This is a genomic window from Oleidesulfovibrio sp., from assembly GCF_047973035.1.
GTDB lineage: Bacteria > Desulfobacterota > Desulfovibrionia > Desulfovibrionales > Desulfovibrionaceae > Oleidesulfovibrio.
In genome coordinates this window covers 54,971-70,511 of sequence record NZ_JBKEBF010000041.1, presented here as the reverse complement: position 1 = coordinate 70,511, position 15,541 = coordinate 54,971, and the positions used below count along the sequence as shown (strand labels likewise).

At 53.9% G+C, this 15,541-nt stretch carries 15 protein-coding genes; 8 read left to right on the top strand and 7 right to left on the bottom strand.

Annotated features, from left to right (window positions below; genetic code table 11):
• Nucleotides 1-2 precede the first annotated feature (2 nt).
• From ACK5LI_RS14835 to recJ, 6 genes are all read left to right on the top strand, one after another.
• Nucleotides 3-257 carry a DUF370 domain-containing protein gene (locus tag ACK5LI_RS14835; protein ID WP_416950764.1) on the top strand — a complete coding sequence of 85 codons (255 nt, stop codon included), beginning with the start codon at nt 3-5 and terminating at the stop codon, nt 255-257.
• Complete coding sequence (gmk, locus tag ACK5LI_RS14830) at nt 257-877, top strand: guanylate kinase (protein ID WP_416950762.1); 621 nt, start codon at nt 257-259, stop codon at nt 875-877. Before ACK5LI_RS14835 ends, gmk begins: the two co-directional genes overlap by 1 nt.
• 2 nt (nt 878-879) lie before the next feature.
• On the top strand, nt 880-1,584 hold the full coding sequence (gene pyrF, locus ACK5LI_RS14825) for an orotidine-5'-phosphate decarboxylase (RefSeq protein ID WP_416950760.1): 705 nt from the start codon (nt 880-882) through the stop codon (nt 1,582-1,584).
• 33 nt (nt 1,585-1,617) lie between these two features.
• Entirely contained in the window at nt 1,618-2,598 is a 981-nt protein-coding gene (locus tag ACK5LI_RS14820; RefSeq protein WP_416950758.1) for a tetratricopeptide repeat protein, read from the top strand.
• A gap of 89 nt (nt 2,599-2,687) precedes the next feature.
• Nucleotides 2,688-3,551 carry an HDOD domain-containing protein gene (locus tag ACK5LI_RS14815; protein WP_416950756.1) on the top strand — a complete coding sequence of 288 codons (864 nt, stop codon included), beginning with the start codon at nt 2,688-2,690 and terminating at the stop codon, nt 3,549-3,551.
• 93 nt (nt 3,552-3,644) lie between these two features.
• Nucleotides 3,645-5,351 (top strand): single-stranded-DNA-specific exonuclease RecJ, encoded by a 1,707-nt coding sequence (gene recJ, locus ACK5LI_RS14810; RefSeq protein WP_416950754.1) that lies wholly within the window; start codon nt 3,645-3,647, stop codon nt 5,349-5,351.
• A 348-nt stretch (nt 5,352-5,699) separates the two neighbouring features.
• Here the strand turns inward: recJ and lipA are convergent, their stop codons facing one another.
• The 4 genes from lipA to ACK5LI_RS14790 are packed head-to-tail and all read right to left on the bottom strand — an operon-like array spanning nt 5,700 to nt 11,107.
• Nucleotides 5,700-6,590, bottom strand: a complete 891-nt coding sequence (gene lipA, locus ACK5LI_RS14805; RefSeq protein WP_416950752.1) for a lipoyl synthase — start codon at nt 6,588-6,590, stop codon at nt 5,700-5,702.
• Nucleotides 6,520-7,176, bottom strand: a complete 657-nt coding sequence (lipB, locus tag ACK5LI_RS14800) for a lipoyl(octanoyl) transferase LipB (protein ID WP_416950750.1) — start codon at nt 7,174-7,176, stop codon at nt 6,520-6,522. Before lipB ends, lipA begins: the two co-directional genes overlap by 71 nt.
• Before the next feature lie 51 nt (nt 7,177-7,227).
• Entirely contained in the window at nt 7,228-9,420 is a 2,193-nt protein-coding gene (locus ACK5LI_RS14795) for a small ribosomal subunit Rsm22 family protein (protein ID WP_416950748.1), read from the bottom strand.
• Between the two features lie 4 nt (nt 9,421-9,424).
• On the bottom strand, nt 9,425-11,107 hold the full coding sequence (locus ACK5LI_RS14790; protein WP_416950746.1) for an ASKHA domain-containing protein: 1,683 nt from the start codon (nt 11,105-11,107) through the stop codon (nt 9,425-9,427).
• Between the two features lie 388 nt (nt 11,108-11,495).
• Here ACK5LI_RS14790 and ACK5LI_RS14785 point away from each other — a divergent pair, with 388 nt between their 5' ends.
• Both ACK5LI_RS14785 and fliM read left to right on the top strand, forming a co-directional pair.
• A complete protein-coding gene (locus ACK5LI_RS14785; RefSeq protein ID WP_416950744.1) occupies nt 11,496-12,008 on the top strand; it encodes a hypothetical protein in 513 nt (170 codons plus the stop codon).
• 142 nt (nt 12,009-12,150) lie between these two features.
• Nucleotides 12,151-13,131, top strand: a complete 981-nt coding sequence (gene fliM, locus ACK5LI_RS14780; protein WP_416950742.1) for a flagellar motor switch protein FliM — start codon at nt 12,151-12,153, stop codon at nt 13,129-13,131.
• Between the two features lie 396 nt (nt 13,132-13,527).
• On the opposite strand, the gene truA is transcribed toward fliM, so the two are convergent.
• Genes truA through fliJ form a run of 3 tightly spaced genes read right to left on the bottom strand, consistent with a single transcriptional unit; the run spans nt 13,528 to nt 15,494 of the window.
• Nucleotides 13,528-14,355, bottom strand: coding sequence for a tRNA pseudouridine(38-40) synthase TruA (truA, locus tag ACK5LI_RS14775; protein ID WP_416950740.1), 828 nt, complete (start codon nt 14,353-14,355; stop codon nt 13,528-13,530).
• A 1-nt stretch (nt 14,356) separates the two neighbouring features.
• Complete coding sequence (locus tag ACK5LI_RS14770; RefSeq protein ID WP_416950738.1) at nt 14,357-15,094, bottom strand: hypothetical protein; 738 nt, start codon at nt 15,092-15,094, stop codon at nt 14,357-14,359.
• The gene (gene fliJ / locus ACK5LI_RS14765) at nt 15,051-15,494 is read right to left on the bottom strand and encodes a flagellar export protein FliJ (RefSeq protein WP_416950736.1); all 444 of its coding nucleotides are present in this window, start codon (nt 15,492-15,494) and stop codon (nt 15,051-15,053) included. Before fliJ ends, ACK5LI_RS14770 begins: the two co-directional genes overlap by 44 nt.
• Nucleotides 15,495-15,541: the final 47 nt, after the last annotated feature.

The window sequence follows — 15,541 nt, the reverse complement described above, 5'->3', positions numbered from 1 at the left end:
CCATGCAGAAACAGAGATTGCTCAACATCGGTTTCGGCAACTTTATCGTTGCAGACAGAGTGATTACGATTGTGAACCCTGCGTCTTCACCCATGCGCCGCCTGCGTGAAGACGCACGAGAGCAAGGACGCCTTGTGGATGCTACGCAGGGGCGTAAAACACGTTCGATCATTATTACCGATTCAAATCATGTTATTCTCTCTGCCATACAGGCAGAAACTATAGGTCAACGCTTCACTCAGGAGGACAACAACTGATGGTCCGCAGCCGCTCCGGCATTGTGCTTGTATTATGCGCGCCTTCCGGCACGGGAAAAACAACCCTTACGCAACGCCTGCTTAAGGAATTTCCCCGCTTTGCCTTTTCTGTTTCCTATACTACCCGCCAGCCCAGAGAGGGCGAGCAGGATGGTCGCGAATACAAATTTGTGACTGAAGAAAAATTTATCAGGCTGCGTGACGAAGGTTTTTTTGCCGAATGGGCAGAGGTGCACGGTAATTTCTACGGTACCCCGCTGGAAGATACCCGTGAGCTGCTGGCAGAAGGTCGTGATGTGCTTTTTGACATAGACGTGCAGGGTGCTGCCCAGTTGAAGGGCAGCCTCAAGCAGGGGTGCTATGTGTTCATTCTGCCGCCTTCCGGCGAAGAGCTGGAACGCCGTCTGCGTGCGCGCGGCACTGATCCGGAAGACACCATTACCCGTCGTCTGGCGAATGCGCGCCGTGAGTTGCAGCAGGCACACTGGTTCAATGCATGGATTGTGAATGATAACCTTGATCAGGCATATGACGAACTGCGTGCGGCGTATCTGGCTGCAACGCTTTCTCCCATGTGCCGTCCTGATCTTGTGGATGAATTACTTGCGGAGTGGAGTTAGTCATGGCTGAACTTGTAGTTGCACTTGATTACCCTGAAAGTGAAAGCGCACTGGCTATGGCTGAAAAGCTGAAAGGCACTGTTCGCTGGGTTAAGGTCGGCCTCGAACTGTACACTGCCACCGGCCCGTCTATTCTGCAGCGCCTGAAAGATATGGGCTTCATGGTGTTTCTTGACCTGAAGTTTTTTGACATCCCCAATACCGTGCGTGGTGCTGTACGTTCCTCTGTGCGTGCCGGTGCCGATATGGTGAATATCCATCTGTTGGGCGGCGGGCGTATGGCTCAGGCTGCTGTGCAGGGACTGCGCGAAGGGTACGAAGGTCCAGCTTCGCCTCATACTCCTGTCTTGTTGGGTGTTACCGTGCTTACCAGCATGTCGCAGGAAGATTTACCGCCCTCCATGAATGTGGAACTGCCTGAACTGGTTACTATGCTGGCTGCATCCGGAAGCGAGTGGGGCTTGAACGGGGTTGTTTGTTCAGGTTATGAGGTGGAAAGCATAAAAGCCCGTTGTGGTAAAAGCTATATCTGCCTTACGCCCGGTATCAGACCTGCGGCGGCAGATGATGACCAGCGCAGAACAATGACTCCGCAGGAAGCAGTACGTGCAGGTGCTGACTATCTGGTAGTGGGCAGGCCCGTTACAGGAGCAGAGGACCCTGCAGCAGCGGCTGCCGCGATCCTGTTGTCTATGCAAGAAGCATAGTGACAGCTTGCTTGGTGTAATAAGGAGGGAAAAATGTCGCAGGATAAACAGGAAGCTTCGGCTGCACATCCTGATAGAAAACGGATTAAAGGTGTTTTTTCCACACAGGAAGTCCGTAAGGTCGGCACAGGAACCACCACCCGTAAGACCATTCAGAAAGCATTCTGGATGGTGGAAGAGCTGGATAACGGCGTGGTAGAAGTTCAGCCGCTGAACAGCAATTACATTCCCTCAGGCCCGAAGCGAAAGGTCAATGTTGATGACGTGATAAATACGTTTCAGCCCGAGCCGGAATTTTATGTGCAGACGGTTTTTCCTAAAATGCAGGAACTGACCAAGACCGTTGCCCGCGCAGACAGACACCGTACACGTGGTGAACACTTCAGCGCAGAGTATGAATATGGCAATGCACTGCAGGTAGACGAAGAAAACGTTCGCGCAAACTTCGGTCTCGGGCTGACGTATCTTGAGCGGGGGGAATCCGCCAAGGCAGACAATATTTTCGAGCGCCTTGTTAAGCTGGAAGCAGCCTTTGAGCCTGAACACAAGCACCTGTTTAACGAATTCGGCATCAGCCTGCGTAAAAACAAGATGTTCGATCAAGCTATGGAATACTACGAGCGTGCCGTGGAGCTTTCCGGCAGCGATGAGAACCTTCAGTACAACATGGCCCGCGCATGCCTTGAAAAGAAAGATTATGCCAAAACCATGGAGCATCTGCTGAAATGCCTTGAAGCGAACCCCACGCTTGAGGCTGCCGTTAAGTTTTTGGTGTGGATGAAGGCAAAAGATCTTATTCCGCAGGAGATGCGCGGGGCTGCAGTGGATATGCTGAAGGTGGTCAAAGCTGCACAGGACGGGACAGCTCCCGCTTCCGGTGCTGAAAAGCCCGCTGCTGCTGACCCGAAAGCCGGAATCCAGAAAGCGGCTGAAAACAGCGCAGCCGGCGGTGCAGCACCAAAGCCGGAAGAGTCCGCGGAAGATGAGGGTACGGCTACCCCTATCGAACTGTAGCCGGTGTACATGACTGAGCAGGGTGTTAGCCCCTGTAACCGCCTTGTCTGGTAACTGTGGCGCGGCATGACGGCGCTACCGGAATGCATATGAGCAGACAGGACAGCGCAAATCAGTTTTTGCAGCGTGCGTTGGAAGCGCAGGCAGACCTGCCTATGGAGCAGGGGCTTATCCGTGACCTTTTTGCAGGTACAGCGGAAACATCTGCGTTGTCCTTGCCTGAAGTGGGCGAAATGATCAGCCGCGATCCGGCGCTTTCTGCCCGTGTGCTCTCTCTTGCCAACTCTGTTTACTACGGGCTGCAATCACAAGTTTCTTCTGTCGGCAGGGCTGTGACAGTGCTGGGACTGCGTGAAGTGCGTAATCTGGTACTGATCATCGGGCTTTCTGCTGTCACAAACAGTCATCCTGTTCCCGACGTTTTTTCGTTACGGGATTACTGGCTGCACCAGTTGCGGGTGGCGGCGTTTGCAAAGACCATTGCGGCGCATACGGACGATCTGGACCCGGAAATGATGTACACCGCGGGCCTGTTGCACGATATCGGCAAGCTGTTTATGGCGGCGCTGGCACCGGCAGACTGGACTGCCATACGAACCTTGGCTGTGAAAAGTGATCTTGCGGATCATCAGGCCGAGGATTTGTGGTGGGGACTGGATCATGCCCTTGCAGGTGCGCGTGTTCTGGAATACTGGCAACTGCCGACGGAACTGACAGAGACCATCAGCTGGCATCATTCTCCGCTGCTGGCAGAGGGCGATTTTGCAAGATCCGCCAAAGTGTTGCATCTTGCCGATATAGCGCTGATCGCCTTTGAGCATCGTAAAGAATTGCCGGATGAGACTGCGCATATTCTGAGTGAGTTTGTTGCAACACCCGAAGCGCTGAGAGCTTCTCTGGAAACGCAGTTTGCCGGAGAACGTATAGGACAGCTTGCTGCGTTATTGGTCTGAATTTTTATATAGTTTTACTACACAGTCCGCAGCGGAAAGAGCCTGCTGCGTTTTTTTATTGCTGATTTTTGTTTGAGTATAACGAGGTTTTTTGTGGCGAAACAATGGATTCGACGTGATGGTGAACAGTTGCCTGCAACGGCGGGCGGCTGGGCAGAACAGCTCGGTGTATCCGACCTGCTGATAGACCTGTTGTGGGCACGAGGGTTGCGCACCGTCGAAGAGATGGATGTCTACCTGAGTCCGGGGTTACGGCATCTTGCACCGCCTGCCTGCTGGCCGGGGCTTGATGACGCCGCGCAGGTACTGGCAGAAGGACTGTCGCAAGGACTGCCTTTTGCCGTGTGGGGTGACTACGACGTTGATGGCGTGACTTCTGTCGCGCTGGTCAAAAGCTTTCTGGCGGCCCATGATATAGCTGTGCAGCATCATATTCCCAACCGCTTTGAAGAAGGCTACGGCATGAATGTTGAGTGGGTGGAAAAGCTGGCAGAACAGGGAATCCGCCTGTTGCTGACTGTCGACTGCGGTATTTCCGACCACGCCCCCATTGCCAGAGCCCGCGAACTGGGCATGACTGTGGTGGTATCTGACCACCATCTGCCCGCAGAAACATTGCCGCAGGCCAATGCTATTTGTAATCCGCGTCTTGCTGACTGCCCGTGCCCTGCATTGGCGGGTGTGGGTGTGGCGTTTTTTTTGATGGCGGCTCTTAACGGCAAGCTTGCACAGCGGACAGGCAAAAAAGCTGATATCCGCCCGCTGCTTGATCTGGTAGCGCTTGGAACCATTGCAGATGTTGTCGATCTTTCAGGGCAGAACAGGATACTGGTGAAAAACGGTCTGTTGTTTATGACGGATGCCCAGCGTCCCGGTATTGCAGTTCTTAAGGAAGTCAGCGGGTACAGTGTTTCTGCCTCGTTGGGAGCAGGACAGGTTGCCTTTGGCCTTGCTCCGCGCATCAACGCTGCAGGCCGGTTAGGGCAGGCGGATGTTGCACTGGCGTTGCTGATGGCGCCTGATTATGACTCTGCGGCTCCTTTGGCGGCAAAACTGGATGCCATGAATCAGGAGCGCAAAGACGAAGAAGACCGCATTCTGGGTGAAGCAAAAGTGCAAGCCGAAGGTCAGCTGGAGCAGATGGGGCTGGTTTTGTATGCACCGGACTGGCATGCCGGAGTTATCGGTATTGTTGCCTCACGCATTGTGGAAGAGTTTTACCGACCTACGCTTATTCTATGCGATGAGGGCGGTGTGATTAAAGGCTCCGGCCGCAGCACAAGCGAATTTCATCTGCATGAAGGACTGACCCGCTGCGCAGATTTGCTGCTTGGCTTTGGCGGGCACAAGCAGGCTGCAGGTATGAGTCTGCCGCACGATAACCTGAAAGAGTTGCGCAAACGTTTTAATGACGTTGTTGTTGAGGCGTGCGGGGCAAAGCCTCTGACTGCCCGGCTGAAGGTGGACGCCGAGCTGGGTTTCGAAAAAGCGTCAGACTTTTCGCTGCTGAAGGAACTTGAGCTGCTGCAACCATTCGGTATGGGCAATGCGGAGCCGACTTTTTCATCTCCTTTGCTGGAGGTACGGGGTAACCGTAAGTTCGGCAAAAATCATATGCAGCTGGAATTGCTCGACCCCGTATGCGGGGTTACGCTGCGCGCAAAAGCATGGCGTCAGGCTGACAACATGCCCCGCGATATGAAAGGCAGAAAAATGCGTCTGGCCTACACTCCGCGTATTGACCGCTACAATGGGCTGGCCTCCGTGGATTTGCGTATCAAGGACTGGGAGCTGCATTAAGCTGAGTTGGCAGATAACTGGCTAAATATTGTAAACATGCCCGCCGGAGGAAAATCTCCGGCGGGCATGTTTTTTGGGGGAAAGAGAAAACTGCGGGGGCAAGTTGTCTGAAGGATTATTTTACAGAGGCGAGGATGCTGCATGGGTGCCGCCAGATGTTGACCTGCATGTTCAGTATGCTGTGGCTATGCCGGAAAAAAGCATAGAGGGCTAGGCCTACATCAGTTTTTTAGGGTCACAACCAACACAGCTACGCGGGAAAGCTGGACTTCGAGAACGCCCTGCAGTGGTTGCAGGCTTTTAAATCAAGTTCTGCGGCCAAAGAGAGCAGCTATATCCTTAGTGTGTTTACGCCTGCTCTGCCTTTTGCTTTTCCTGCACAAACATTGATGCGTTATAGCTGCTGCGGACCAGCGGCGCGCTGAACATATGCGTAATGCCTTTGCTGCGACCATATGCGGCATATTCTTCAAAAATATCGGGATGGACGTACCGTTGCACGGCGGGGTGCCCTTTTGAGGGGCGCATGTATTGCCCGATGGTGACTATGTCGCAATCAATGGCGGCAAGGTCGTCAATCACGCCTCGCACTTCATCATCTGTTTCACCAAGCCCCACCATCAGGCCGCTTTTGCTGATGCCGTCCTGCGTTTTTACACGGCGCAGCAGTTCAAGGCTTTGCTCATAATCAGCTTGCGGGCGAATGCGGCTGTAATGCACAGGCGGTGTTTCCACATTGTGGTTGATAATATTCGGCCCTGCGTTGATGACGGTCTGCAATGCTGCTGCATCGCCCTGAAAATCCGGAATGAGCACTTCTATGGTGCAGTCCGGCAGAATTTTTCGAATGGCACGAATGGTAGCCGCGAAATGGGCAGAGCCTCCGTCCGGCAGATCATCGCGGGTGACGGAAGTGACAACCACATGCTTCAGTTCCAGCCGTTGAGCTGCCAGTGCCACCCGTGCGGGTTCATCCGGTTCGGGCGGCAGCACGTCACCCGGCTCGATATTACAAAAAGCGCAGTTGCGTGTGCAGGTGCCGCCAAGGATGAGAAACGTTGCCGTGCGGCTGGAAAAGCACTCGAACATGTTAGGGCATTTGGCAGACTGACAGACCGTGTGCAGGTTCAGGTCGCCCACCAGTTCGCGGGTTGCCGTGTACGTTTGGTTACACGGAATCTTTGTGCGAAGCCACGGCGGAATCCGTAAAAATGGTACGGAATTCTCTGGCGCAGACATTTTTTACCTCCTGCACGGTCACGCTCTCGTCGTTCAGTTCTGCCTGTAGCGAAGTGGCTTTTGCATCGGCCAGTCCGCACAGCGTTATCATTTCAAACAGGCTCACGTCGCGGCAGACGTTGAGCGCCAACCCGTGGTACGAGGTCCAGCGACGCATTGCAATGCCGATGGAGCAGATTTTGCGGTTTTCAATCCATACACCGGGGCGCCCCTCGCAGCGTTGTGTCTGCAGGCCGAAGTGGGCCAGAGTGCGGATGACAACTTCTTCAAGGTCGTAAAAAAGGGACCGCATTCCTCCGGGGCGGCTGGCAATGCGGAAGACCGGATAGGCCACAAGCTGCCCGGGAAAGTGGCAGGTAATGTTGCCGCCACGGGCTGTCCGGGCTGTTTCTATGCCCATCTGTTCCAGCATATTGTCGCTGACGTGCAGGTGTTCCCTGCCGCCGTTGCGGCCGAATGTGATAACCTTGGGGTGCTCCAGCAGATAGAGGGTGTTTTCAGCCCCTTGGGCAACGTCTTCCACCCGTGCCTTCTGCAGCTCTTCCGCCTGAGTGTAAGAGATGAGTCCGAGATCGATTATTTGCATGGCACGTACGATGAGCGGGGCATAATGCCCCGCTTGATATTTTGGTATAACTTACCGGTTACGTTTTTTACCGTTGTCATTACGGGCGGACTTGCCCGAAGGGCGTCCTTTGCCGGAACGTCTGCCGGTGGTGTCCTTGCCCCGACCATTGTCATAGTCAGAACGGTATCCGCCGTCAGGCTTGCCGGAAGAACGCTTTTCTCTGCGGTTTTGATTATCCGAACGGCTGGAACGATCATCATGATCGTGGAGCTTCCTGCGGTCCGAACGTTCAGGGCGGTCCGAACGCTCAGGATATTCAGAGCGCTCTTTTCGGTTTTCGCGATCAGTCTGGTTCTTGCGTCCGTATTTATCGGCACGGCCATTACGTCCGTTCCGACGACTGTCCTGCTGTTTACCGGAACCTTCGTCACGACGATCGCCGTATTTGCCGTCGTTCCGGCCGCGCTCCGACTTTCTGTCGCAGGAATTGCCGGAGGCTTCATCAGAATATCTGTCAGATTTTTTTCCGCTGTCGTCAGACCAGCGCTGGCGGCCATCACGACCGTCCTGCCTGTAACCGCGGTCTTCCCGCTTGTCCCGCCCGTCGCTCCGGTCGCGCTGCGGGCGGGAGTTCGGGCTGCCATCTGCAGCTTCACCGTACGCCCTGCGGTTACCGTCACGGTTGCGGCTGTCATCTGCGCCGCGGCGGTCCTGCCGGCGCTCTCTGCTATCGTAACGGTCTTCACGCGGGTATCTGTCATTCCGGTCATTATCGCGATTCGGGCGCCGGTCATCACTTCGCGAAGGCCGTTGCTCGTAAGCGCTGTAACCGTCTTTCGCAGTCCGTCCTTTATTTGTTTGCGCCTTGTCGCGACTGAATCCGGCACCTCTGCTTGATGTTTCAGTATAGTCCCTGTCTGATTCCTGCCAGCGGGCTGATTTGTCTGTGGCGGTAATTTTGTTTCGGGCTTCCACAATGAGTGCGCCTGATTTGATATCCCGCCACTTTTTATCTGTAATATCAAGAGGCCAGCGTACGGGAGCCAGTGCGCCGGAATGAATCTGTTCCGCATTAAGCAGCAGGACAAGTCCGTTTCCGGAACAACCGTAACGGGCTTTGCCGAACTGATCATATACGGAAAAAGGCTCGGAAATGACACGGACGAGGTCGCTGTCTTTTTCGGGGAAACGGGCGGCGATTGAACTGTCGTCCAGTTCGTCCCAGTCGTCCCACTCTTCGGTGGCATCCATGCCTTCTTCGTCGTCCCACTGCGGCAGGTCGTTTGCATCGAAGTGTTGCGGCGTGATGTGATCAAGACCGCGTTCATCGGCACTTTGTGCTGGAATGCGTTGTGCGAAAATATAGCTGAGGCTTACATTGCGTTTTTCAAAACGTGCCTCACCGGAAAGTGAGACAAGCCAGTCCGGCGCAAGGTGGGAAGGCAGGTTGAAATGACACCATGCGCCGTCATTTTCCCCGTTCATGGGGCATTGACCATAGTGCGGACACGGAGCCAGCGGTGCGCAACCGCACTCCATAAAACCCTGACGGGCGCGGGAAAGCGTCTGGCCGCCGTGGCGGGTTCCCGGCTCCATCATCAGCATGCGGCCTTCGGGGCGCAGGCAGGAAGCCATGTTGCGGATGACGGTTTCCATGCGTTCACCGGGCTGCTGGCGCTTGCCGGGTTTCAGTTCGTTAAGCACGTTGGCTCCCAGCAGCAGGGCAACGCGACCCCGGTTTTCGCGCAGTACCGCTTCCAGAGGTACGCGTAACAGCTTCATGCGCCAGGGCAGCGGCGTGCCTGCCGCTTCGGCCATGGTTTGCAGCACGGCAAGTCCGGCCTCCATGGGCTTGCTGGACATGTCGGCACAGATAAATGTCAGTTCTTTTGTACGCAGTTCTGGGCGGCTGATCCAAAGAGCCTGAGCCATGGTCAGCGGTCCGCTGCCTACATCAAGCAGCAGCGGATTGTCGGTATTTTCCAGCCCCAGATCAAGTGAGGGCAGCAGCCATGCCAGCCGGTACAGGTTCCACGGCAGAAAATAGTGCACGTAGGCACTGATCTGGCGCGGCGCTGTCCAATAGCCCTTGCGCATGTCAGAGCGGTCACTGGTAAGCACGCGTGAAAGATCGCGGATGGCGTACGGCAGCTCGCGTCTGTGCGCAGCCTTCATGGGCAAAGCCTTGAGTAGTATTTTTTGATAGTCGGCCAGCTGTTGCAGTATCTGGCGCGAAGGTGGTGTCAGAATTCCCTGATGCATATAATTATGAAAAGCGCATATGGCGCATGTAGTTGATGGTGAAATCGGGTGCAGCTGTAAGGTCTACAGAAGTGGTGGAAGCGCTCCAGTCAGCCGCCCACTGGCGGCATTCCGGACGGGTCAACAAACGGATGGCACCCTGCAGTGATGAATTGCCTACTGCCTTCGTACGCGGGCCCAGCTCTGCCGGTATAAAACCCAGCGCTTCGAGGTCTGCTACAGCAACGTGCTGCCCCAGCGTTCCGGCCAGAAAAATATGGCTTACGTCCGAAGGTGAGAGCGAGGCTTCGCACAGCAAGCGCTCAAAGGCAAGCGAGAAAGCGGCTTTTACCTTTAGAATCTCTTCCACGTCATGGGCAGAAAGCGTAACACCTTGCGCCAATACAAGTTTTGGCCCGTCACGATCTGCACTGTTTTCCGGCTGTATAATGTTGCGGGCAAGGCGCTGGCCGATGGGAGATGTGGAGGTTAAGTTGAACTGTCCTTCTCTGGTCAATACTCCTGTACGCAGCAAAGCATGAATGAGTGATAAATATCCGGTTCCGCTGATGCTTCGCATGGCTCCGGCGTTTTGCAAGCTGCCAGCTTTTACGTCGGCAGGGCGCATGGATGCCGGTGCTGCGGCTACCGCATTACCTTCTGCGTTGAGAACTGCGGGAGTAAGGCCAATTGGTGTCACGGCAAAGGCCGTTGCCGCACCTTCCTGAGCCATGCTGCCATGTGTCAGGCCTATGCCTTCCAGCGCAGGTCCCATGGCAACGCTGGTAATCAGTGATTTTTGTGGCGACAGAGCCAGTACAAATTCTCCGTTGGTGCCAAGGTCCGCCAGTATGAACGGGAACTCGGGGGCTGTTTCAGTGCAGCATAAATGGGCCATTCCCGCGCTGATGTCGCCACCTACAAAAGGCGCAGGTTGCGGCGGGATATAAGCCGGAGGAAGCGTGTTGTGCTTTGGGCTGCCTGTCGCCCTGCTGGTTCCGGCCGATGCAATATCCAGCTCGACAACGTCGTCACCATGGTAATTCAGGCTGTATGGCGCACGGGAGAGACCTTCCACGGGCAGGTCCAGCAGGATGTTGGTCATTGCCGCGTTACCGGCAATGGCACAGGAGGCAATTTGCTGGCCTGTTTCTACCTCTAATTCTTCGATAATGCTTGCAATACGCTTTTTTACCAGCATTGCCAGACGGGCCCTCATGGCTGGCTCGCGGGCTGATGCCAGACGAGACATTACCTCACTGCCTGCCCCCATCTGCGGGTTGGTTTCGCTGCCTTCGGTAACAATGCGGACACTGTCTTGCTCCTGCCCCACTGCGGCCCAGTGCAGACTTGTTGTTCCCAGATCGACGGCAAGCATCATCTGGCCGTCAGCTTTGCCTGCGGGCGACCGCCTGCGGACAGGCGTGATATCCGGCAGGTGCACTTGCATGCCTTCCTGCACGACGTGGCGACAGCCCAGCCGCCAGCCTTCTGCTATTTCCGTATCTGAAAAATAAGCAAGATCATCGCCGGATGGCGACGGGGCATGGTCCAGCCGCATACGGCATTGCCCGCAGCGTCCTATGCCGGAGCAGAGTGCGGGGGCGTCTGCCTGACCGCTTGTATACACAGCTTGCGCCAGTGAAGAACCGGCGGGAGCTGTAGCGGCTGTGCTTTTACCTTGTGTAAAAAAAGTGAATGTAATCATCTGAAAAAGGTCAGGCTGCAGTGGCTGTATGTTTTGTTTACAGGCTGCGTACTGTTTCTGTGTACTGTTACATTGTGTTTCTGCGTCTGGACAACATACTCACTGTGCAGGTGCCCGTACAGCGGCTTGTATTCATTTTTTTGTATGAAATAAAACCTGATGGAAATAACTGACAAAATTTCTTCCCGTAAGCAATATGAGTAATAAGGGCAGACGTTATGAGGCATGAAGTTTCAGCTGCATTTTGAGTGTTGTTTCATGCTGTGCGACTACACTATGTAACACAGATTGCCTGAATATGTGTAATGGGTTAATAAAACAGAAATTGCAGGTGTTGCTCTGGTGTTTTGGTAAGGCACTTTCTGGATGTAGGCTTCGGGATAGAACAATGACCTTGTTTATTACCGTTCTGATTATTTTTGCGCTGACTCTTGTTGGACTTGTTGTGAACTATTCCATCACGACTAAAAATCTTGATTCCATCAGAAGGTTGCGTGGTGAGATACAGCAGCTTGGCATCCGCAAAGAAGAAGCTATGGAACGGGTAACAGGTCTGCGGCAGCACGAAAAGATGCTGCGTGTACAGCTTGATGATATTGAAAGGGGGTTGCCGCCCATTGACCTGAGTTTTACAGACGCAGCGCCCGCAGAAGGTCAGAATGGTGAACAACCTGCTGACTATTCCGGGATGCTTGCAAAGCCCAAAAAAGTTGCCCGCGGTGAAAATGCCGTTCTAGAAAGCTTTGTACGCGAAAAGCGTATTACTCCCGCTCAGTTGCAAAAGGCCAGAGACTACAAAACGCAGACCGGATCTGAATACTCCCTTGAAGATATTCTTGTCATGTTGGGTTATCTGCGGCAGGAAGACGTGGAGGTTGCCAAGCGACGCTTTGGTGCATAATCTAATGTGTGCGGTGGCATGGCATTGATTATGCATTTCTACACCGTGACGGCGTGTTTTGCCGTTTTTTTGGCAACCTGCCGTATATCTTGACTTGTGACGGGCCAAATGCCTGAATACTGAGCGGAGCCGTAGATACAGTATGAACAAAATACTGGCACAGGATGAAGTGGATGCCCTGTTACGAGGGCTTTCCGGCGGTGAAATAGAGACCGAATCAGAGATTCCTGAAGATGATTCCGGCATAGTGTCCTTTGACCTTGCCAATCAGGACAGAATCATCCGTGGTCGTATGCCTGTTCTGGAAATCGTCAACGACCGCTTTGCCCGTCTGTGTACCAATGCGCTTAGCAACGCCGTACGTAAACGTGTGGAACTGAACCCCATATCAATTGATATGACCAAGTTCGGCGATTTTATGCGTTCGTTACCGGTTCCCACCAGTATCAATATTTTCAAGATGGAACCCCTGCGCGGTAATGCAATTGTGGTTGTAGATTCGCGTCTGGTCTTTGCTTTGGTCGAAAATTTCTTTGGCGGCGCCGGAAGTCAGCCGAAAATCGAGGGCCGTGAGTTTACGCGGATTGAGCAGGCTATTGTAGACAGAGTCATCAAGATTGCATTGGACAACATGGAAGAATCGTGGCGTCCGGTGCATGAGGTGAATCTTGAACTGGTACGCTCTGAAATCAACCCGCAGTTTGCAGCCATTGTTCCCCCCAGCGATGTTGTTGTGGTGATCACATTTGAGGTTGAACTGGAGTCTGCTATCGGCTCTCTGACCATGTGCCTGCCGTATGCGACTATTGAACCTATCCGTTCAAAGCTGCATGCCAGCTTTCAGACAGAACGACTGGAAGTTGACCATGCATGGGTTGCCCGTTTGAAAGAACGTTTGCTCGAAACGCCTGTTGAAATGAAAATACGCTTCGGTGAGACAAAAATTACCGGTAACCAGTTGCTTCGCCTTAAAGTCGGTGATGTGCTCTTGCTGGATACCGACACTGACGATCTTCTGGAAGGAACAGTGGAAGGTGTTCGTAAATTCTGGGGTATCAGCGGTATTGTGAAAGCAAACAAGGCGTTTCAGGTTATTCGTGAAGAAGAACCTAAGTACACGTAAGATGTTAATACGACAGATAGTAACGAAAGAGCGGCGCGAGTCGCTCTTTTTTTATGGTATTGCCGGAAAGTGCTTTGAACCGCTGGTCTTATGTCTGCCTCTGAAGAGAGGCACTTTAAGGTGCCTTTGCCGTTGAGATTGTGTTAGCCGTGCTTTATGGCCATGTGGAAGACGAGCCTTGGTAGCTGGTGCATTATAACAACTTTTACAGCACCAGCCTGAGTGGTTCGGGTAAATTTGCTATGATCCGGTTGGGGGCTATAAGGGGGAATCCCTGAGAAGTGCAAACTGTATGGACTACTTGCAGGGCACCAAGGATACATACCAAACGGACATCAGGATTCGATGACTTGCAGAGAAACAAAGGCGAGGACTGGCGTTTGCAGGGCGCCGGAGCTAGTTGGCTACCTTGTCATCATAGAATACGCGTTCCATGGTCAGGCCGCACGCGGGGGCTGTTGGCGCGGACAGATTGCGGTCACATGCTGCGATGATTGCGGGAACCTGTTTCGGTGTGCACTTGCCGGAACCGACCCAAAGGAGCAGCCCCATCATGTTGCGCACCATCTGCTTTAAAAATCCGTCAGCTTCAAAATGCCATGCCAGTTCAAGCGGGGCATCCGGTCGGGCATTATGATCGGCAGGAAACACGTGCGGAGGTAGTGCAGGAGTGCGGGTTATGCTGTGAACTGTGCGCACGGTGGTGGCAAGCTCGGTGCCGGTATTCTGGAACGAGGCAAAATCGTGTGTGCCGGTCATCAGCTTAGCAGCCGCATCCATAGCGGCGATGTCCAGAGGACCTGTAACGTGCACAAAAGGACGGCGCTGGGGCATGACGAAAGCCCGTGAAAGCCACAGGCGATAAGTGTAGCGCTTGTTGGTGGCATCAAAACGGGAGTGGAAATCGTCTGCAACTATGCGTGCATCCAGTACTGCCACATCTTCCGGCAGCTTGGCATTCAACGCACGCCGCCAGTCTATCCCAGCTTTATCGTCCGGAATATCCAGATGAGCTACCTGACCTTCGGCGTGAACGCCTGAGTCAGTGCGCCCCGCACCGTGAACACGCACATGGTGGCCCAGTATGGCTGCTGCGGCTTCTTCTACCGCAAGCTGAACAGTCGGCTGCGGGCTGCGGGCTGTGCTGCCGCTGGGCAGACATTGAATCTGCCAGCCCGCAAAGCGGGTTCCTACGTACGCGATAAGCAGTTTCAGACGCGCCATACTATTCGAAAGGCAATTGCATTTTGGTAAGAGCTTCAGAAAGGCGGGCTGCCTTTTGTGCATTAACAAAGGACAGTATTTCGCCTGCCTGTCTGCCTCGCATGCCTGCCAGAATCCTGACAGCAATTTTTTCGTCCAGTGTTTCAAGCACGGCAGCGGCCTGTTTCGCTTTCATGTTTGAATATACATCCACAAGGTGCCGCAGCTTTTTGTCTTTCACTTCGCCTGCTTCTTCCAGCATTTTTGCAAGGCGGTCTTCCAGTGCTTGCAGATTCTGGATTTTTGTATCCAGCTCTCGCTCCAGCTTGCGCAGGTCTGTCTCGCGGCGGTTTAGTTCTTCTTCTTTGCGCAGCAGCGCTTCCCGCTGCATGTCGGTACCGGCGCTTTCTGCTGCCGTATCCGATGCTGCAGGGTCTTCAGCCGCAACGGCCTGAGAGGTTGAAAGCAGTGGCAACGAAGCAGCTACTGGTGCAGCAATTGATCTGCCCTGTGAAATACCTTCGCCGGAAGCTACAAATCCGGCTGCTCCACCGCCGGTAGAAAGCGCTTCACTTTTGGATGCGGCAGGCAAAGTTGCGGGAGTCGAAACCGCAACGGGCTGCGACAACGTGAATCCGGTCAGCGTTCCGTCCCACATCAGCGTTCCCAGAACGGTCAGCTTCATGCAAAGGACAAGAAAAAGCCATTTGCAAAGCTTAGAAAGACGGAGGCTGGTAGCGAAGTGTGGCTGTTTCGTCATTGATATGCTGTTCCTTGAGCTTTTCTTCGTGGTCGTACCGCTGTGCCTGTTTTTCTTTCAACTTATCCAGCAGTTTTCTGTCCTGAGCCCGTTGGATGAGTTGTTGCCTTGCGCGGGTCAGTTCCTGCGCGTAGGTGAGCAGTCGCTGTTCGGCATTTTGTATATCTTGCTTGAGCGCCTGGATATAATTATGTGCCAGCCAGCGGTCTGCCTGTGTCATTGTCGGAGTAGCATACAGCTGCTGCAGTTGCATCTCAAGTCTGCGCCGCAACGCCTCAACCAGTTGCACCTGTTGTTTGTACTGCTGTTGCGCTTTGGCAAAGACCATTTTGGTTTGTTCTTCCAGCTGCGCTCTGTAGTCCAGAACCTGCTGCAATTTGAATTTAAACGGCCCTGCCATGTATTTCTCCTGACGGCAATGATGATTTTTTAGCCTGCCTTTGCGCG